Origin of the sequence: Comamonas sp. w2-DMI (genome assembly GCF_040187735.1) — a bacterium.
Taxonomy (GTDB): Bacteria; Pseudomonadota; Gammaproteobacteria; order Burkholderiales; family Burkholderiaceae_C; genus Comamonas; species Comamonas terrae.
The window spans coordinates 59,238-77,756 of the sequence record NZ_JBANEL010000017.1; the positions used below are offsets into that span (position 1 = coordinate 59,238).

The 18,519-nt window shown below is 66.2% G+C and carries 17 protein-coding genes; 12 read left to right on the top strand and 5 right to left on the bottom strand.

Annotated features, from left to right (window positions below; genetic code table 11):
- Nucleotides 1-10: 10 nt before the first annotated feature.
- Together V8Z74_RS17375 and V8Z74_RS17380 are read right to left on the bottom strand one after the other, a co-directional pair.
- Entirely contained in the window at nt 11-847 is an 837-nt protein-coding gene (locus tag V8Z74_RS17375) for a lytic transglycosylase domain-containing protein (RefSeq protein ID WP_502879572.1), read from the bottom strand.
- Entirely contained in the window at nt 819-2,801 is a 1,983-nt protein-coding gene (locus V8Z74_RS17380) for a DNA topoisomerase IV subunit B (protein ID WP_066472155.1), read from the bottom strand. Before V8Z74_RS17380 ends, V8Z74_RS17375 begins: the two co-directional genes overlap by 29 nt.
- A 276-nt stretch (nt 2,802-3,077) precedes the next feature.
- On the opposite strand from V8Z74_RS17380, the gene V8Z74_RS17385 reads away from it, so the two are divergent.
- From V8Z74_RS17385 to bamC, 7 genes are all read left to right on the top strand, one after another.
- On the top strand, nt 3,078-4,283 hold the full coding sequence (locus tag V8Z74_RS17385) for an MFS transporter (protein ID WP_349710406.1): 1,206 nt from the start codon (nt 3,078-3,080) through the stop codon (nt 4,281-4,283).
- 4 nt (nt 4,284-4,287) lie between these two features.
- On the top strand, nt 4,288-4,419 hold the full coding sequence (locus tag V8Z74_RS17390; protein WP_281178755.1) for a hypothetical protein: 132 nt from the start codon (nt 4,288-4,290) through the stop codon (nt 4,417-4,419).
- Between the two features lie 42 nt (nt 4,420-4,461).
- Entirely contained in the window at nt 4,462-5,274 is an 813-nt protein-coding gene (locus V8Z74_RS17395; RefSeq protein ID WP_349710355.1) for an SDR family oxidoreductase, read from the top strand.
- Nucleotides 5,275-5,381: 107 nt separating this feature from the next.
- Nucleotides 5,382-5,966: a class I SAM-dependent methyltransferase gene (locus V8Z74_RS17400; RefSeq protein ID WP_349710356.1), complete on the top strand. Its 585-nt coding sequence runs from the start codon at nt 5,382-5,384 to the stop codon at nt 5,964-5,966.
- 65 nt (nt 5,967-6,031) lie between these two features.
- The gene (locus tag V8Z74_RS17405; RefSeq protein WP_349710357.1) at nt 6,032-8,170 is read left to right on the top strand and encodes a DUF6630 family protein; all 2,139 of its coding nucleotides are present in this window, start codon (nt 6,032-6,034) and stop codon (nt 8,168-8,170) included.
- Nucleotides 8,171-8,357: 187 nt separating this feature from the next.
- Nucleotides 8,358-9,254 (top strand): 4-hydroxy-tetrahydrodipicolinate synthase, encoded by an 897-nt coding sequence (dapA, locus tag V8Z74_RS17410; protein WP_349710358.1) that lies wholly within the window; start codon nt 8,358-8,360, stop codon nt 9,252-9,254.
- A 63-nt stretch (nt 9,255-9,317) separates the two neighbouring features.
- Nucleotides 9,318-10,436, top strand: a complete 1,119-nt coding sequence (bamC, locus tag V8Z74_RS17415; RefSeq protein ID WP_349710359.1) for an NlpB/DapX family lipoprotein — start codon at nt 9,318-9,320, stop codon at nt 10,434-10,436.
- A gap of 253 nt (nt 10,437-10,689) precedes the next feature.
- Here bamC and V8Z74_RS17420 read toward each other — a convergent pair whose 3' ends face one another.
- The 3 genes from V8Z74_RS17420 to V8Z74_RS17430 form a co-directional block, all read right to left on the bottom strand.
- On the bottom strand, nt 10,690-10,962 hold the full coding sequence (locus tag V8Z74_RS17420; RefSeq protein ID WP_083526491.1) for a hypothetical protein: 273 nt from the start codon (nt 10,960-10,962) through the stop codon (nt 10,690-10,692).
- 373 nt (nt 10,963-11,335) lie between these two features.
- Nucleotides 11,336-12,466: a JmjC domain-containing protein gene (locus V8Z74_RS17425; RefSeq protein WP_349710360.1), complete on the bottom strand. Its 1,131-nt coding sequence runs from the start codon at nt 12,464-12,466 to the stop codon at nt 11,336-11,338.
- 172 nt (nt 12,467-12,638) lie between these two features.
- Nucleotides 12,639-13,613 (bottom strand): AraC-like ligand-binding domain-containing protein, encoded by a 975-nt coding sequence (locus tag V8Z74_RS17430; protein WP_066472192.1) that lies wholly within the window; start codon nt 13,611-13,613, stop codon nt 12,639-12,641.
- A 226-nt stretch (nt 13,614-13,839) separates the two neighbouring features.
- Between V8Z74_RS17430 and V8Z74_RS17435 the strand changes: the two genes are divergently transcribed.
- The 5 genes from V8Z74_RS17435 (at nt 13,840) to V8Z74_RS17455 (ending at nt 18,503) form a co-directional block, all read left to right on the top strand.
- On the top strand, nt 13,840-15,087 hold the full coding sequence (locus V8Z74_RS17435) for an amino acid ABC transporter substrate-binding protein (RefSeq protein WP_349710362.1): 1,248 nt from the start codon (nt 13,840-13,842) through the stop codon (nt 15,085-15,087).
- A 144-nt stretch (nt 15,088-15,231) separates the two neighbouring features.
- Complete coding sequence (locus V8Z74_RS17440) at nt 15,232-16,107, top strand: branched-chain amino acid ABC transporter permease (protein WP_349710363.1); 876 nt, start codon at nt 15,232-15,234, stop codon at nt 16,105-16,107.
- Nucleotides 16,104-17,033: a branched-chain amino acid ABC transporter permease gene (locus V8Z74_RS17445; protein WP_349710364.1), complete on the top strand. Its 930-nt coding sequence runs from the start codon at nt 16,104-16,106 to the stop codon at nt 17,031-17,033. The genes V8Z74_RS17440 and V8Z74_RS17445 overlap by 4 nt, the downstream gene beginning before the upstream one ends.
- Nucleotides 17,030-17,797: an ABC transporter ATP-binding protein gene (locus V8Z74_RS17450; RefSeq protein ID WP_349710365.1), complete on the top strand. Its 768-nt coding sequence runs from the start codon at nt 17,030-17,032 to the stop codon at nt 17,795-17,797. Before V8Z74_RS17445 ends, V8Z74_RS17450 begins: the two co-directional genes overlap by 4 nt.
- The gene (locus V8Z74_RS17455) at nt 17,790-18,503 is read left to right on the top strand and encodes an ABC transporter ATP-binding protein (protein WP_349710366.1); all 714 of its coding nucleotides are present in this window, start codon (nt 17,790-17,792) and stop codon (nt 18,501-18,503) included. Before V8Z74_RS17450 ends, V8Z74_RS17455 begins: the two co-directional genes overlap by 8 nt.
- Nucleotides 18,504-18,519: the final 16 nt, after the last annotated feature.

Consider the following 18,519-nt stretch of genomic DNA (forward strand, 5'->3'; position numbering starts at 1 on the left):
GGCGCCCTGCTCAGGGAAGCGTCGCATCCGAGACCGTGGGAGCCGGCAGCGTCATGCGGATGCGCGGCGCACTCCTGCCGGCGGCAGCGCCCGCTGCGGATGCCATGCGCGTGCCCGCCGCCATGGGGCGTGCCGCCTGCAACTGCTCGTAGATGCCCATGACCGCCTTGACGTAGTTGCGGGTTTCCTTGAAAGCCGGAATGGCCTGGCCCGCGCGCTGCACCGCCCCCTCGCCCGCGTTGTACGCGGCCAGCACCAGATCCAGGCGCCCCGGAAACAGCCCCATCAGGTAGTTGAGGTAGCGTGCACCGGCCGGCACGTTGACGGCCGGATCGGCCAGCTGCTGCTCGATGCTGCGCTTCTTGCTGGCCGCCACGCCGAAGCGCTGGGCCGTGGCCGGCATCAGCTGCATCAGGCCCACGGCGCCCTTGGGCGAGACGGCGCCGGCATCGAAGCCCGACTCCACCGCGATCACGGCCTTGAGCAGGTCGTAGTCCACGCCCGTGGTGTCGGCCGCCTTGCGCAGGTGGCCGCGCACGCTCTTGAAGCCCGGCGAGACTTCGAGGAAGCCCTGGATGCGGGGATCGGGCGTGGCCGCACCGCGCGGCATGTGCAGGCCCTGCCGGTCCTGCTGGGTGCTGTCGTAGACGTTGCCCTTGAAATACAGCTTGTAGCGCTCGTCCAGCGCCTCCGCGGCGAAATGGGTCACGCCCAGTTCGTCCACATAGGCCCACAGATCGGCATGCGCGGCCGGCATATAGCCGGCCAGCGCAGCGCCGCCCGCCAGGGCAAAGCCGGCCAGGCGCCCGCGGGCCGTCTTAAATATCGACTTCCACGGCATCGCCATGCAATTCCATCAGTTCGCGGCGCGCGGCTGCCTCGCCCTTGCCCATGAGCTTGGTGACGACCTGCTCGGCCGCGGCGAAATCCAGGTTCATGAACTGCACGGGCAGCAGGCGGCGCGTGTCGGGATTGAGCGTGGTTTCCCACAGCTGCTCGGCATTCATCTCGCCCAGACCCTTGAAGCGGCTGACCTGGCACTTCTCGCGCGGCACGCCGTCCTTGGCGCATTTCTCCATGATGGCGTCGAGCTCGCCCTCGTCGAGCGCATACACCTTGATCGCCGGCTTCTTGCCGCGCGCAGGCACGTCCACGCGAAACAGCGGCGGCAGCGCGACATGGATGTGGCCGGCCTCGATGAGCTTGGGAAAGTGCCTGAAAAACAGCGTCAGCAGCAGCACCTGGATGTGCGAGCCGTCCACGTCGGCATCGGACAGGATGCATATCTTGCCGTAGCGCAGGCCCGACAGGTCAGGCTCGTCATCGGGGCCATGGGGGTCCACGCCGATGGCCACCGAAATGTCGTGGATCTCGTTGTTGGCGAACAGCCGGTCGCGGTCCACCTCCCAGGTATTGAGCACCTTGCCGCGCAGCGGCAGGATGGCCTGGGTTTCCTTGTCGCGGCCCATCTTGGCGCTGCCGCCGGCCGAGTCGCCCTCGACCAGGAACACTTCGTTGATCGAGGTATCGCGGCTTTCGCAGTCGGTGAGCTTGCCCGGCAGCACGGCCACGCCGGAGCCCTTGCGCTTTTCCACCTTCTGGCCGGCCTTCTGGCGCGTCTGCGCGGCCTTGATGGCGATCTCGGCCAGCTTTTTGCCGTAGTCCACATGCTGGTTCAGCCACAGCTCCAGCGCGGGGCGCACAAAGCCCGAGACCAGGCGCACGGCATCGCGCGAGTTCAGGCGCTCCTTGATCTGGCCCTGGAACTGCGGGTCCAGCACCTTGGCATTGAGCACATAGCTGGCGCGCGCGAACACGTCGTCGGGCATGAGCTTGACACCCTTGGGCAGCAGCGAGTGCATCTCGATGAAGGCCTTGACCGCCTGGAACAGGCCGTCGCGCAGGCCGCTGTCATGCGTGCCGCCGGCCGTCGTGGGAATCAGGTTCACATAGCTTTCGCGCAGCGGCGCGCCGTCCTCGGTGAAGCCCACGCACCAGGCCGCGCCTTCGCCCTCGGCAAAGCTGTCGTTGTTGCGGTCGGCAAAGCCCTCGCCTTCGAACAGCGGGATCACGGGCTCGCCGCTCAGGCTCTGCTGCAGGTAGTCGCGCAGGCCGCCCTTGAACTGCCAGGTCTGGTTGTCGCGCGTCTTTTCGTTGACCAGCGACACCGACACGCCCGGCATGAGCACGGCCTTGCTGCGCAGCAGGTGCACCAGTTCGCCCATGGGCAGGTGCGAGGATTCGAAATACCTGGCGTCGGGCCAGACACGCACCGTGGTGCCGCTCTTGCGCTCGCCGGCGGCCAGCGGCCGCACCTGCAGCGGCTCGATCACGTCGCCGCCCGAAAATGCCAGCGTGGCCACCTGGCCGTCGCGGTGGATCTGGGCCTGCAGGCGCGTGGCCAGCGCATTGGTCACCGAGACACCCACGCCGTGCAGGCCGCCCGAGAAGCTGTAGGCACCGCCGTTGCCCTTGTCGAACTTGCCGCCCGCATGCAGGCGCGTGAACACCAGCTCCACCACGGGCGCCTTTTCCTCGGGATGCAGGCCGAACGGGATACCGCGGCCGTCGTCCTCGACGCTGAAGGAGCCGTCGGAATGGATGGTGAACTTGATTTTCTTGCCGAAGCCGGCCAGCGCCTCGTCGGCCGCGTTGTCGATCACCTCCTGCAGGATGTGCAGAGGGTTGTCGGTGCGCGTGTACATGCCGGGGCGCTGCTTGACGGGCTCCAGCCCCTTGAGGACGCGGATCGAGCCTTCGGAATATTCGCTGGCGGAAGAAGAGGATGGTTTAGCTGCCATGGGGGCGGATTGTAGTGGCCTCTCCAGATAGAGGCTGGATAAATTCACAGTTGTTTGACTCCCAATACTCTCGCACAAACCCTAGCCCCCTGTCTTGTGCATTGGTTTGGCCGCGCGTTTGGGCAAGCCAGCCTGCCGCGCATGCGACGTCCTGCCCACGCCGAAAACCCGCAGTTTCGCTACAGTCATGCATTCGACCCCAGCGCGGCCTGCGCCGATGCGCGGGCTCCAGCACCCCATTGCGGACCAGGCATGACCAAGACAGCCACACCTCCCATGTCCATGGCACAGATTCTTCTGTGCGGCGGCGCCATCGTCACCCTGTCCATGGGCATACGCCACGGCTTCGGCCTGTGGCTGCAGCCCATCACCCAGCAGATGGGCTGGACGCGCGAGAGCTTTTCGCTGGCCATCGCGGTGCAGAACATCTCCTGGGGCATTCTGGGCATTTTCGTGGGCATGCTGGCCGACCGGCTCGGCGCCTTCAAGGTGCTGATCGGCGGCGCCGTGCTGTACGCGCTCGGCCTGGTCGGCATGGCCTTGTCGCCCACCACGCTGGTGTTCACGCTGACGGCCGGCGTGCTTATCGGCGCAGCCCAGGCCGGCACCACCTATGCCGTGATCTATGGCGTGCTGGGCCGCCAGATTCCGCTGGCGCGGCGCAGCTGGGCCATGGGCGTCACGGCGGCGGCGGGCTCGTTCGGACAGTTCTTCATGGTGCCCGTGGAAGGCGCGCTGATCTCCTGGCTCAACTGGTCCAACGCGCTGCTGGTGCTGGCGCTGCTCGCGCTGCTGATCGTCCTGCTGGCCTTCGGACTGCGCGAGCCGGGCTTCGGCTCGGGCACCGCCCTGCAGCGCGAGCAGACCGTGGCCCAGGCCCTCCGGGAGGCCTGGAGCACGCCCAGCTTCGTGCTGCTGACGGCCGGCTACTTCGTCTGCGGCTTCCAGGTCATGTTCATTGGCGTGCACATGCCCAGCTACCTCAAGGACTTCGGCATGGCGCCGCAGGTGGCCAGCTATTCGCTGGCCCTGGTGGGCCTGTTCAACATCTTCGGCACCTACCTGGCCGGCAACCTGGGGCAAAAGCTCCCCAAGCGTTACCTGCTGTCGGGCATCTACAGCCTGCGCTCGCTGGTGACGGTGCTGTTCCTGCTGGCCCCGCTGTCGCCCTGGTCGGTCTACATCTTCTCGGCGGCCATGGGCTTTCTGTGGCTGTCCACCGTACCGCTGACCAATGCCACCATCGCCCAGCTCTTCGGCGTGCAGCACCTGTCCATGCTGGGCGGCTTCGTGTTCTTCAGCCACCAGATCGGCAGCTTCCTCGGCGTGTGGCTGGGCGGCTATCTGTACGACCTGAGCGGCAGCTACGACATGGTCTGGTATCTGTCGATTGCCCTGGGCATTTTTGCGGCCCTGGTCAACCTGCCCGTGCGCGAGGCAGCCGTTGTGCGCAGCAACGCCGCCCCGGCCCAGACGGCCTGAGGCCATGCAGCTCAAGCCCTGGCAACGCATTTCCATCTGGACCGCCGTGCTGGCGGTGCTGCTGGCCGTGTTTGCCCTGTACCTGCAGCCGGAATTCATGGTCACACTGGCTGACCATGTCTGGGCCTGCTTCTGAGCCCTGGAGCATCCGGCCCAGGCGGCACGGCCGGGAGTTTCCATGCCCCGTATCGTCATCACTGGTGCCTCCGATGGCATTGGCGCCGAAATGGCGCGCCAGCTGGCGCACACCCATGAAGACCGGCTGCAGCTGACGCTGGCCGCGCGCCACCAGTCCAGGCTCGAAGACGTGGCCGCGCAATGCCGGTTGCAGGGCGCGCAGGTGCTGGTGCTGCCCACCGATGTGGCCGAGCAAGCCCAGTGCCGCACGCTGATTGCCGGCGCCGTGCAGCAGTTCGGCGGGCTCGACGCCTTGATCAACAATGCCGGCGTCTCGGCCCATGCGCTGTTCGAGGAAGTCAGCGCGCAGGATCTGGGCTGGTACGAGCGGCTGATGCACATCAATTTCTGGGGCAGCGTCTGGTGCACGCATGCCGCACTGCCGCACCTCAAGGCCGGCAAGGGCCGCATCGTGGCCGTCGCCTCGCTGGCAGGCCTGGTCGGCGTACCGGGGCGCACGGCCTACAGCGCCAGCAAATTTGCCATGGCCGGCTTCTTCGAAGCCCTGCGCACGGAACTCAAGCCTGCCGGCGTGAGCGTGACCACGGCCTATCCAGGCGTGGTGGACACGCGCATCCGCTACCACGGCTATAACGCCAGGGGCGAGCCCGCCGGGGTCAGCGGCCTCAAGGAGGACGGCGCCATGAGCGTGCACGAATGCGCCAGGCTCATACTTGCCGGCATGGACCGCCGCCAGCGCGAAGTCGTGATGACGGGCAAGGGCAAGCTGGGCCGCTTCATGAAGCTGATCGCGCCCGGCCTGGTGGAAGACATGGCGCTGGCCGCACTCAAGGACGACGTGAAGCCGCATTGAGGCATCGCCCCCTGGTGCCCCGCAACGCCGGTAGCGAAGGTCTGGATACTGGCCTACACGGCCGGCCCGAAGAGCACAGCCGGCGCGCTGCTATAGTTTTCGGCAAGATGACCTGCCCCCAGACCGCAGAGGCGCACACGCTGCCTCCTTCCCATGGCGCCCAAGCGCCTTCCGCATGGATTGCCCGCTTCGCCCATCTGGTGCGCCCTGGCGGAACCGTGCTGGACATTGCCTGCGGCCTCGGCCGCCACATGCGCCTGTTCCATGCACAAAAACATGCCGTCACCGGCATAGACAAGGCGCCGGATGCTATCGAAGCCGCAGCCAGCATGGGCGAAGCCATCCAGGCCGATATCGAAAGCCATCCCTGGCCGTTGGCCGGACGCAGTTTCGACGGCGTGGTCGTGACCAATTACCTCTGGCGCCCGCTGTGGCCGCAGATCCTGGCCAGCGTCCGGCCCGGCGGCGTGCTGCTCTATGAAACCTTTGCCCAGGGCAACGAGGCCTATGGCAAGCCCTCGCGCCCCGACTTCCTGCTTGCGCCCGGCGAGCTGCTGCAGGTCTGCGCGGGCTGGAACATCGCGGCCTACGAGCACGGCCTGCTGCGCGGCCCCGAGCGCGTGGTGCAGCGCATCGCCGCCATCCGGCCCGATGGCGCAGCGCCTTGCGTGTCCGCCCCGCTGCAAGGCTGAAGCCGCCGGGCCCTGCCCTGCGCCTTCTCGCATCCCTCTGTCTTCCGCCTCCACGGATACGCTCCATGCCGAACTACGCCCTGCTGCTCGCCCACGACGAACATCCCGGCCCGACCACCGAGTGGCCTGCCGAGCCCGGCGGTCCCTGCGACGGCTGGGCCGAGTGGTTCAGCACCACGCCCCTGCTGTTCAGCTTTCTCATGGGCGACGCCCGCCACCTGCCCGAACCCGTGCCCTGCAGCGCCTACCAGGACAATGAAAGCCTGGCCAGCCTGGCGGCCCCCATGGATCAGGTCAAGGCGCGCTGGCAATGGCTCAAGGCGCAGATGGAGCCGCTGCCCGCCCACTGGCCGGACTCGGCCAGGAAAAACTGGCAGCAGATCGACACCATCATCAGCCAAAGCCGGCGCCACTGGCTGCTGCTGGACTGCGCGACCTTGATTCCGCACGAGCTGGACTCGTCCGAGTACGCGGCAGATCTCCAGGCCCTGCGCGAACGCTGCCTGCAATGGGACTGCGGCGCGGACGGCCTGCCCGAAGCGCTGCAGGTTTTGAAGCAGCATCCGCAGCTCCACTTTGGGTGGTGGAGCCACTCGGTGCTTGCCCGCACCGAAGTGATAGAGCGGGACAACGACGACGACTGGCCTGCCTGGCTCAAGGACAACTATGTGGAGCGCGACCACGGCGCCTGGGACGAAGGCACCGATGCCTATTGCGTGATGCCCCTGAGGCATCCGCGCACAGGCGAGAAACTGCCCGGCGAAAACGAGCGCGGCAACTGGCCTGTGGGTCTGGTCACGCCCTATGGCCGCTGGCTGGTCAAGCCTGTCGAGGGCGCTTGCGGTGCCTACACATCAGGCGGCCACATCAATGTCCGCTACCCTGAAGCCAGGGAAGGCGAAGGCGAGAAATCCGGCATCAAGGACTTGAACGGCAACTGGCTGGTACCGCCATCCGCGGGCTACCTCAATGCCTATGCCATCACGCCGCGGGTCATGGCCTGCAAATCGGCACTGGGCCAGGGCGAGGACCTGCGCAGCCTGCCGGGCCTGGAGCTGCTGCACGAGGGCGTCTACAACATCCTCCACAACGAGGAGCAGGACGCCTTCATCCGCGCGCTCGCCGGCCCGCAGGAAGCGCCGCGCATGCTGCTGCTGGACCTCCACGGCAAGCCCGTCTTCGACAGCAGCCGCTACGAGCACGTGAGCGACTTCAACGCCAAGACCGGCCTGGCCGTGGCCCGCATCCGCGTGCCCTGCACCGACGACAACGGAGAGGGCAGCTGCCGCATCCACGAAGGCGTGGTCCACATCAGCGGCAAGGAAATCATTCCCTGCGAATACGAGCTGATCGAGCGCGGCTTCTCGGACTCTCCGCCCAGGGTGCTGCCCGGCGGCAAGCTGCTGGCCTTCACCCACCAGGGCCAGCCCCGCGTCTACAGCACCCGGGGCAAACTGCTGGCCGCACCCGACATCTGGTGCCCGCCGCTGCACCGCGACCTCAGGAAGAACGAACTGCTGTGCTTCATGGGCGAAGGTGACGAGGCCGAAATGGGCATGTTCTCCATCAAGGACTTCGACTTCGTGCGCACGGGCGAGACCTGGCAGGACTACCGCGCTGCCCTGAAGGGCATGTTCAGAGGCCTGGACGGCCAGGCCGTGGAAACCCGCAGCATGACCCGCAAGGAACTGCTGGAGGCCGAGGACCAGGACTGGATGCAGGACCTGGCCCGCATGCTGTGCCTGGACAACGCGGACGAGGCCGCCGAGCTGTTGCAGCAGTGGCGCGACTGCGTGGCCGACCCCGATCCTGCCGAACTGGGCTGGGATGAGAATGCGGAGGAATTCGACCCCGAGCTGATGCAGATCAGCGGCGACGAGAACGCGCTCACGCTGTACTGGGTGCACCTGCTGGCCGTTGCCACGCAATTCGCGCGCTTCGACTGGAAGGATGCCGACGGCATGGCCGACACCCGCTGGCTGCCCGGCACCGACGACTGGCACTGGGACACGCCGGCCGACGGCGTGGAAGCGGGCCTGGAGCACATGGCCGAACACCTGGCCGCGCGCGGCCTGGCCCTGATCAGGCTGGCCACCGATAACGACAGCCTGCGCATCACCGTGGTGCGCGCAGGCGACGCCGAGGCCTTCATCGAGCGCCTGGCCCAGGCCGGCATCCGTGCCTGGAGCCATGCCTGCGCCTGACGAACGTCGTCTTCTACATCACAACAATATGACGCAATAATATTTAGAATTCATACATATCGTCATTTATCAACAACATATTGGCGAAAAATCATATTTGCTCGCAGCATGCACCGGCAAACCACACAAGCCGGTGCAGGCCTGTTTGTAGAATGGCTTTTTCCTGTTTCAGCCTCAGATTGCGGACATGACATCTTCCTCCGTCGCCCTCACTGGCAGCATTGTTGCCCTCATCACGCCCATGCACGAGGACGGTAGCGTCGACTACCCGAGTCTGCGCAAACTGATCGACTGGCACGTTGCCGAGGGCACCGACTGCATCGGCGTGGTGGGCACCACCGGCGAATCGCCCACGGTCAACGTGGAAGAGCACTGCGAGATCATCCGCGTGGCGGTGGAGCAGGCTGCCGGCCGCGTCTCCATCATGGCCGGATGCGGCGCCAACAGCACGCACGAAGCCATCGAGCTGGCCCGCTACGCCAAGAAAGTCGGCGCCGACAGCCAGCTGCAGGTTGTGCCCTACTACAACAAGCCCACGCAGGAAGGCCAGTACCAGCACTTCAAGGCCATTGCCGAAGCCACCGGCGATCTGCCCGTGGTCCTGTACAACGTGCCCGGCCGTTCCGTGGCGGACATGCAGCACGACACCGTGCTGCGCCTGGCCCGGGTTCCCGGCATCGTGGGCATCAAGGAGGCCACGGGCAACATCGAGCGCGCGCAGTGGCTGATCCGCGAAGTTCCCGAGGGTTTCGGCGTCTACTCGGGCGACGACCCGACCGCCGTGGCCCTGATGCTGTGCGGCGGCCACGGCAACATCAGCGTGACAGCCAACGTGGCGCCGCGGCTGATGAGCGAGCTGTGCAAGGCAGCACTGGCCGGCGACGTCAAGCGCGCCATGGAAATCCAGTTCAGGCTCATGCCGGTGCACAAGAGCCTGTTCGTCGAAGCCAATCCCATTCCCGTGAAGTGGGCAGCGGCGCGCATGGGCCTCAGTGGCCCTACCATGCGCCTGCCCATGACGCCCTTGAGCCAAAATCTTGAGTCTGTCGTTGAGGGTGCTCTACGCGAAGCCGGGCTGCTGTAATCAGCTTGAGATAAGCTAGCGGCTTTTCGCTCACTGCATGAACGCTACCCAAGGACAATCCGCGTGAAACAACACACTGCACGTTTAGGCCTGCTCAGCATCGCCCTGGGCCTTTCGGCTTGTACGACGACGTTTCAAGAAACCAAGATCGACTACAAGAGCGCTGGCAAGTCGCAGACTCCCAGCCTGGAAGTGCCACCGGACCTGACCCAGCTGTCCCAGGACTCCCGCTACACCGTCCCCGGCGGTGTGGTTTCCGCAGCAGCCATGCAGGCCAATGCCCAGGCCGCCAAGCCCACCAGCAGCAACACGGCCACCAATGCCATTGGCGATGTCCGCATCCAGCGCGACGGCAACCAGCACTGGCTGGTGGTCAGCCGGCCTGCCGACAAGCTATGGGAGCCCGTGCGCGATTTCTGGCTGGAAAACGGCTTCATCTTCGTGAGCGAAGATCGCCAGCTGGGCATCCTGGAGACGGACTGGGCCGAAAACCGCGCCAAGCTGCCGCAGGACATCATCCGCAAGACCCTGGGCAAGGTGTTCGACTCCCTGTATTCCACCAGCGAGCGCGACAAGTTCCGCACCCGCCTGGAGCGCGAATCCGACGGCACGACCCATATCTATGTGACCCACCGCGGCATGGAGGAGGTCTACACCAGCAGCCAGAAAGACAACACCATCTGGCAGCCCCGGGCGCGCGATCCCGAGCTGGAAACAGAATTCCTGCGCCGCATGATGGTCAAGCTCGGCGTGAGCGAAGAGCAGGCAGCTGCCGTGGCCAAGGCCGACCGCGCCGCTGCCGTGACGGCCGTCAACGGCGGCGTGCGCATGGATACGGTCAACGGCCAGCCCGTGCTGCAGATCGACGAAGACTTCGACCGCGCCTGGCGCCGCGTGGGCGTGGCTCTGGACCGCACCGGATTCACCGTGGAAGACCGCGACCGCAGCCGCGGCATCTACTTCGTGCGCTACGTGGATCCCAACGCCAAGGTCGAAGCCAAGGGCTTCTTCAGCAAGATCTTCAGCCGCGGTGCCGAAGCTGCGGCTCCGGTCAAGTACCAGGTGCAGGTCAAGGGCGAAGGCAGCAAGTCCAGCGTCACGGTGCTCAACACGCAAGGCCAGCCCGAGACATCGGCCAATGCCCAGCGCATCATCCGCGTGCTCACCGACGACCTCAAGTAAGCGGCCCGCATCGCTTCATAGAGCAAAGCCACCTGCCTGCGCAGGTGGCTTTTTGCTTTCCCGATCCAAGCTGCCGGAGCAGGCACCGGCACGCAACGTCACGCCCTTGAAACCTGAAACACAGACCCATTCCAGTCCGCAGCGCCCTCAATTGCCATGACGCAAGACCCTGCGATGAAGAGCCGCCAAAAACAAAAAAACCGCACCAAGGTGCGGTTTTTTTGCTGGGCCTGAGCCCGCTGCAAGCAATGAATTACTTGGCGGTAGCTTGGCCGGCAGCGGCGTCAGCGTTGGCCTTGGCAGCGTCGGCATCAGCAGCGGGGGCAGCAGGAGTTTCGGCAGCGGGAGCGGCAGGTGCTTCGGCAGCGGGAGCAGCAGGTGCTTCGGCAGCGGGAGCGGCGGGAGCAGCAGGTGCGGGAGCTTCAGCAGCAGGTGCGGGTGCGGGAGCAGGTGCTTCTTCCTTCTTGCCGCAAGCGGCCAGAGCTGCAGCAGCGATCACGGTAGCCAGAATGAGAGAGTTCTTCATCACAATTTCCTCAAGTAGGTTCAGCAGACAGTATTTGCATCGCCATTACGGTCAGCCTGTTGCAGCTATTGATCGCTTTGGCAGATCACGTCAAACAGTAAATTCGACTCGGAACGCATTATAGGGAAGTTTTGTCAATGCTGACTAATACTGACAGCATCTGAACAATTCCGCACAAATCGATCCTGCTCCGATTCACCGGGACAGGCGGGGCCTGTCTTGGGTAACACTGTGAACCACAAATAGTTTTCTGTCAATTTACTGACGGACAGTACGCAATTCTTTACACAATCTTTGCGTACTCCAGCATGTCAGCAAAAGGCATGACGCCAGCGGATATGCGAACTTAGCATTCGCGCCCGCTTGATGTCTGTCAGACAGCATCTGCTGAGCGCACCCAGCCGGCATCGAACCACGACGACAGCAGCTCCAGGGCATCGTCGCTGGCCCGCGCCAGATCGGTGCGCGACAGGCGGCGCGTGTCGGCCAGCTTGCGCATCAGCGTGGCATCCCTGCCTGCGGCCAGGTAGCTCTCGCCATTGATGAAGATGTGTTTGGCGTCATACATCATGCGCGTGCGGCGGTCGAGCACCACGCTTTCGAACATGCCGTTTTCCTCGCCATGCTCGAACCAGACATTGGATTTGGGTTCTGTCAGGTATTCGCCCAGCGCACGCTCCAGCGCCAGCGGCTCGGCCAGCGCACGCTCCAGCGCAGACCGCGCGAAATCGTGCAGGGCCCGGGGGATCTCGCCGGGCGTTTCCACGGCGGGCTGGTCCGCATCGCGATAGACCATGGGGGCTTCCGGTTCATCGGGCTCGTCGGACAGGCGCAGCAGCAGCTCGCGCGCCAGCTCTTCGCGGGCCGGCGAGCGAAAGCCGATGGAGTAGGTCATGCACTCGCCTTCGGCCACGCCGTCGTGCGCCCACTTGGGCGGCAGATACAGCATGTCGCCAGGTTCGAGCACGAACTCTTCTTCGGGCTCGAAGTGCGAAAGTATCTTGAGCGGGACATCGGGCTGCAGCGACAGATCCTTTTGCCTGCCGATGCGCCAGCGGCGCTTGCCGTGGGTCTGCAGCAGGAAAACGTCGTAGCTGTCGAAGTGCGGGCCGACACCGCCCTGGTCGGTGGCGAAGCTGATCATCAGGTCGTCCAGGCGCGCTTCGGGGACGAAGCGGAACTGCTGCAGCAGCTGGTGGACTTTGTCGTCGTGCAGGTCCACGCCCTGCACCAGCACCGTCCAGCCCGGCGTGTCCAGCGAAGGCAGGCCGCGGCGCGACAGCGGGCCGTGCTTCATCCTCCAGCTGCCGTCGTCCTGGTGCTGGATCAGGCGCGATTCCACGCCGTCCTCGCCGGCCATGGCCAGCAGCCTGGCGCGTGGTATCAGGGGTTTCATGCCCGGGATGGCCTGACGCACCAGCAGCGGTTTTTTGTGCCAGTGGCGGCGCATGAATTGGGAAGCTGTCAGCCCGCCCAGCAGGGGCAGCGGTTGGTTGATGTCCATGGAAAGGCAGTCCGCTCGTCAAGAGCAATAAAAAGCGATGGGGCGCATTGTCCTATGAGTGCCCGCGCCCGGCGCCGGCAGCGGGCAAGGCCGGATGGCAACGCCCGCCAGCCGCTTTCATTTCGATAGCCTTCAGCGCTTCCCCATCAAGGGGAAAAGGCATATTCAAGGCTCAGTTGAGCGAGGTCATCCCGGCCGCACTCTGCGCAGCGCGGAACTGCGCCGGCGTCAGGCCCGTGTGCTGCTTGAACAGACGGCTCAGATGCGCGCCGCTGGCAAAGCCGCAGGCCAGCGCCAGCTCCGTCAGCGTGCAATGCTGCAGCCCGGGCTGCAGCAGCTCGCGCTGGAACAGGGCCACGCGCTCGGCCCAGATGAACTGGCCTATGGAATGCGGCTCGTCGGCAAACGCGTTGTAGAGATGGCGCTTGCTGCAGTTGAGCGCTGCGGCGATGCCCTCCACGCTCAGGCCGGGGTCGCGCAGATGCTGGCGCACATAGGCCTTGATGCGGCTGCGCAACAGCTGCGCGGGCGTGAGCATGGCGGCCCGGCCACAGGCATCGAGCAGCGACAGCTGGATGAGCTGCACCAGCGTGTCCGCCACATGCAGGGCCAGGCCCTCGCCCATGGTCCGGCATTCGGCAAAGGTGCCGCGCATCACGTCCAGCGCAATGCGCGAGACCCCCTCGCTGCCGCCCACATAGCTGCCGACCAGGGCGTCGACGGCGCGGCCGTGGTCCTGGAAACGGCTCTTGGGCAGGGTGATGATGAGGTGCTCGCTCCACTCGGGGTTGAGCACCTCGTATTCCTGCGTGGTGTCGTAGATCAGCCACTGGCCGCTGCGCGCGCGGGCCTCGCGGCCGTTCTGGCGCACGGTGGCGCAGCCCTGCCAGGGCGCCACGATCTTGAGGAAGTCCGTGCGGCGGCTGGCCATGGCGTCCGAAGTGCGGCGCACGCGATGGCGGCCGGCCTCGATCTTGGTCATGCCCACGCGCCCCAGCGCCAAAGTGCCCAGCCGCGCGCAGAAATGCGCATCGCCATAGGCGTCGCTCTCCAGTCCGTAGAGCGTGGACATCCATTGCTGCCACGCGCCAATGGCCCGGGCGCCCTGCATCTCGGTCATCTGGTAGGCGGGTGAGGCATGAGGCATGGCTTCTCCTGAAGCGGCAACAGGATGCTTCATTATCCATAGCACCTGCCATGCTGGCGCAGCAGAGACCGGCGGCAACCGGGGAAATCGGTGTTTACCCATATGCGACTGCACTGCGGGACAAGATGTTGTGCACGCCCAGACAAACCCCTGCCGGCGCGATTTCCTAGGATGAGGCGACAAACGGCCAGCCCATGAGCCGGACCGATCCACCGAGGAGACATCCATGCCACCGTCGAACAAGCGCCTTGTCCTCAAACGTCGTGCCCTCAAGGGCCTTGCCGCTGCCATGGCCGTGGCAGGCCTGGGCGGCCTTTCCGCCAGGGCTGCCGCCCAGGAGGCGCCCAAATCCGTGCGCATTGGCTGGGCCATTGCCAAGACCGGCGTGAACGCGGGCGGCACGGCTGCCACCGTCACGCCCAACTACAGGCTCTGGGTCAAGGAGATCAACGACGCGGGCGGCATTTTGCTCAAGGCCTACAACAAGCGCGTGCCCGTCGAGGTCGTCGAATACGACGACCGCTCCAGCACCGAGGAAGCCGTGCGCGCCACCGAGCGCCTGATCACCCAGGACAAGGTGGACTTCGTGCTGCCGCCCTGGGGCACGGGCACCAACCTGGCCGTGGGCCCCACCTACGAAAAGCACAAGTACCCGCTGCTGGCCGCGACCTCGGTGACCGACAAGGCGCCCGAGCTGGCCAAGCGCTGGAAGCACGCCTTCTTCCTGCTGGGCACGGGCGGCGAATATGCCGAGGACCTGGTCGCCACGCTGGAAAAGGCCAAGGCCGAGGGCAGGATCAACAACAAGATCGCCATGGTCAACATCGCCGACGGCTTCGGCGTGGAGCTGGCCAATGCCACGCGCAAGGCCGCCAAGAAGCACGGTTTCGAGCTGGTCTACGACAAGAGCTATCCCATCGGCACGCAGGACATGACGCCCGTGATCAACGAGGCCAAGGGCAAGGGCGCGGACACCTTCGTCGCCTACTCCTACCCGCCCGACACCATGCTGATCACCGAGCAGGCGCGCACGCTGGGCCTGGCGCCCAAGGTGATGTTCACCGGCGTGGGCACGCAGTTCCCCATGTTCAAGGGCAAGTTCGGCAAGGCCGCCGAAGGCATCATGGCGCCCGGCGGCATCGACGCGGCCAGCCCGCAGATGCAGGCCTACCTTCAGCGCTTCAAGCAAGCCACGGGCCAGGAATCCGACCGCTTTGCCAGCCCCATCGTCTACGCCTCGCTGCAGATGCTGCAGCAGGCCCTGGAGCGCGTGGGCAGGATAGACCGCGCGGCCGTGACCGAGGAGATCCGCAGCGGCAGCTTCGAGACCGTGATCGGCACCGTCAAGCTCGAAAACCAGATGCTCACCAGGCTGTGGCATGTGGGCCAGTGGCAGGGCGGCGAGTTCAATGCCATCGCTCCGACGAACCGCGCCGGCGCCAGGCCGGCCGTGATTCCCAAGCCCGGCTGGTGATGCACGCCACGGCCTCCTGCTGCTGCGCGGGTGCCGTGCAAGCGGCTCATGGACTATCAAAAAAAAATAGCTGCCAGCGCACGCCTGCAATTATTTCTGAAATGAATAAATCACAAGAACCATGAATTGCCAGCGTCAAGCGCTATGAATCTGATAGACATTCTTCTCGCGGGCGCCATGCTGGGCGGGCTCTACGGGCTGGTGGCCATGGGACTGACGCTGCAATACGGCGTGGCCCGCATCATGAATCTCTCGTATGGAGAATTCCTGATCGCGCCGGCCTTTCTCGCCTACTTCGCCGTCACCGCCCGGGGCCTCTCGCCCCTGTGGCTGCTGGTGCTGGCCGTGCCCCTGGGCTTTGCCGTGCAGTGGCTGATCTACCAGCTGCTGCTCACGCCCCTGGTGCGCCGCGCCCGCGGCGGCCCGGCGCTGGAAGCGGACTCCATACTCGCCACCTTCGGCATGCTGTTCGTGGCACAGGGCCTGATGCTGGCGGGCTTCGGCGGCGACTACCACAGCTACACCTATCTGGCCGATCCCGTGGAGGTCCTGGGCAGCAAGGTCGCCGCCAACCGGCTGCTGGTGCTGGCCGTGGCCCTGGTGCTGGGCGGCGGCCTGTACCTGCTGCTCACGCGCACCCGCGCCGGCGCCGTGGTGCGCGCCGTCGCGGTGGCGCCGCAGTTTGCGCACCTGGTGGGCATCAACGTGCGCCAGACGGCGGCCCTGGCCTTCGGCCTGGGCGGCGCCCTGGTGGCCGCCAGCGGCGTGCTGGTCAGCATGTTCCTGCCGTTCTCGGCCAGCATGGGCACCATGTTCGCGATGAAGGCGCTGATCGTCGTCATCATGGGCGGCGTGGGCAATCTCCTGGGCTGCCTGGCTGCGGGCATGCTGCTGGGTTTTGCCGAGACGCTGGTGGCCTCCTTCGTCGATCCCGGCCTGACGCTGGCCGTGAACTACGGCGTCTTCCTGCTGGTGCTGCTGCTGCGGCCCACTGGCCTGTTCGGGAGGAGCGCGCGATGAGCCGCAAGGAAATCCTGGCCTGGGCCGCCGGTGCCTGCGTGCTGCTGGGCCTGGCCCTGCTGCCGCGCTGGCTGGAGGACGACTACTACCTGTCCCTGCTGATCAGCATCCTCATGTACTGCGTGCTGGCCACGTCCTGGGCGCTGTTCTCGGGCCCCACGCGCTATGTGTCGCTGGCCACCGTGGCCTTCTTCGGCCTGGGCGCCTATGTGACGGCCGTGTTCGGCGAGCAGCTGCCCTGGGCCGCGGTGCTGGCCATCGCCGCGGGCGCGGGCCTGGCCGTGGCGCTGGTCGTGGGCCTGTCCACGCTGCGCCTGTCGGGCGTGTACTTCGTGATCTTCAGCTTCGGCCTGGCCGAACTGGTCAAGCAGCTGGTGACCTGGTGGGAGGTGAACGTCACCAAGGACCTGGGCCGCTACGTGTTCGTGGACATCACCCAGCTCGACATCTACTGGCAGCTGCTGGCCCTGCTGGCCCTGGTGCTGGGCCTGCGCGCGCTCATCCACCGCTCCCGCCTGGGCCTGGCCCTGCGCGTGATCGGCGAGGACGAGACCGTGGCCAAGCACGTGGGCATCAACACCACGCATGCCAAGGTGCTGCTGTTCACCGCCAGCGCCGTGTTCATGACGGTGACCGGCGCCATCATGGCACCGCGCTGGACCTATATCGACCCCAGCATCGCCTTCGCGCCCGTGATCTCTTTCCAGACGCTGATCATGGCCCTGCTCGGCGGCGCGGGCGCGCTGCTGGGACCCGTGCTCGGCGCCGTGCCGCTGGTGCTGCTGTTCGAGTACCTGGGCGCGCACTTTCCCAACCACTTCTCCATCCTGCTGGGCCTGGTGTTCATCGTGATCGTCTACTTCGTGCCCCAGGGCCTGTCGGGCTGGATCACCCGGTTCTCCCGCCGCAAGAAAGGGCTCCCATGACTGCGGCCCACACCTGCACGCTGCTGTCCGTGCGCTCGGCCACCCGGCGCTTTGGCGGCCTGGTCGCCGTCAACCAGCTGAGCTTCGACCTCTACCCCGGCGAGGTCGTGGGCCTGCTCGGCCCCAACGGCTCGGGCAAGACCACGGCCATGAACCTGATCTCGGGCGCCCTGCCCGCCCATGGCGGACAGATCCTGTTCAACGGCCAGCCCATACACGCGCTCAAAAGCCACCAGATCGCCCGCCTCGGCATTGCGCGCACCTTCCAGCTGGTGCGGGTGCTGGGCCCGCTCAGCTGCCAGGACAACGTCATCGCCGGCATGGCCTTCAAGCCGCGGCCGCTGTTCGGCAAGGCCGCCGCGGCGCGCGCGCAGGAGCTGCTGCAGCGCGTGGGCCTGGAGCGGCACGCCGCCCTGCCCGCCGGCGAGCTGACCTATATCGACCAGAAACGCCTGGAGCTGGCCCGCGCCCTGGCGCTGGAGCCGCGCCTGCTGCTGCTGGACGAGTGGCTGGCCGGCCTCAACCCCACCGAGCTGCAGCAGGGCATCGCGCTGATCCGCCAGCTGCAGGGCAGCGGGCTGACGATTCTCATGGTCGAGCACGTGATGGACGCCGTGCATGCGCTGTGCAGCCGCTGCGTGGTGATGCATGCCGGCACCCGGATCGCCGAGGGCGCAACCGCCCAGGTGCTGCGCGACCCCGAGGTCGTGCGCGCCTATCTGGGCGGCGAAGAGGACGACAGCCGGGAGGCCGCCCATGCTTGAGGTACGCCATCTGTCCGTGCGCTACGGCAAGCACCAGGCACTGCACGAGGTGGCGCTGCAGGTGCAGCCGGGCGAACTGGTCGTGATGCTGGGGGCCAACGGTGCCGGCAAGTCCAGCCTGCTCAAGGCCCTGGGCGGCATGGTCGCGGCCGATGCCGGCGCCAGCGCCCGCCTGGCCGGCCAGGAGCTGATGCAGCTGCCCGCGCATGCCATCGTGCAGTCGGGCCTGGCCCTGGTGCCCGAAGGGCGCGGCGTGTTCGGCGACCTGAGCGTGAAGGAAAACCTGCAGCTGGGCGCCCAGCCGCAGCGCGCCCGCGCCGGCGAGGCGCAGAATCTGGAGCGCGTCTTCACCCTGTTTCCCAAGCTGCGCGACCGGCTGGCCCAGACCGTGCGCACCATGAGCGGCGGCGAGCAGCAGATGGTGGCTGTGGGCCGCGCGCTCATGAGCCAGCCGGATATCCTGCTGCTCGACGAGCCCTCGCTGGGCCTGTCGCCACTGATGTGCAGGGAGCTGTTCGCGGCGCTGGCGCGCATCAAGACCCTGGGCATGGGCGTGCTGCTGGTGGAGCAGAACGCGCGCCAGAGCCTGGCCATCGCCGACCGCGGCTATCTGCTGGAGACCGGCCGCATCGTGGGCGAGGGCTCGGCCCGGGAGCTCAGCGGCAGCCCCGCCGTGCGCCGCGCCTACCTGGGCGGCTCACACTGAAAAAAAGCATTCATGG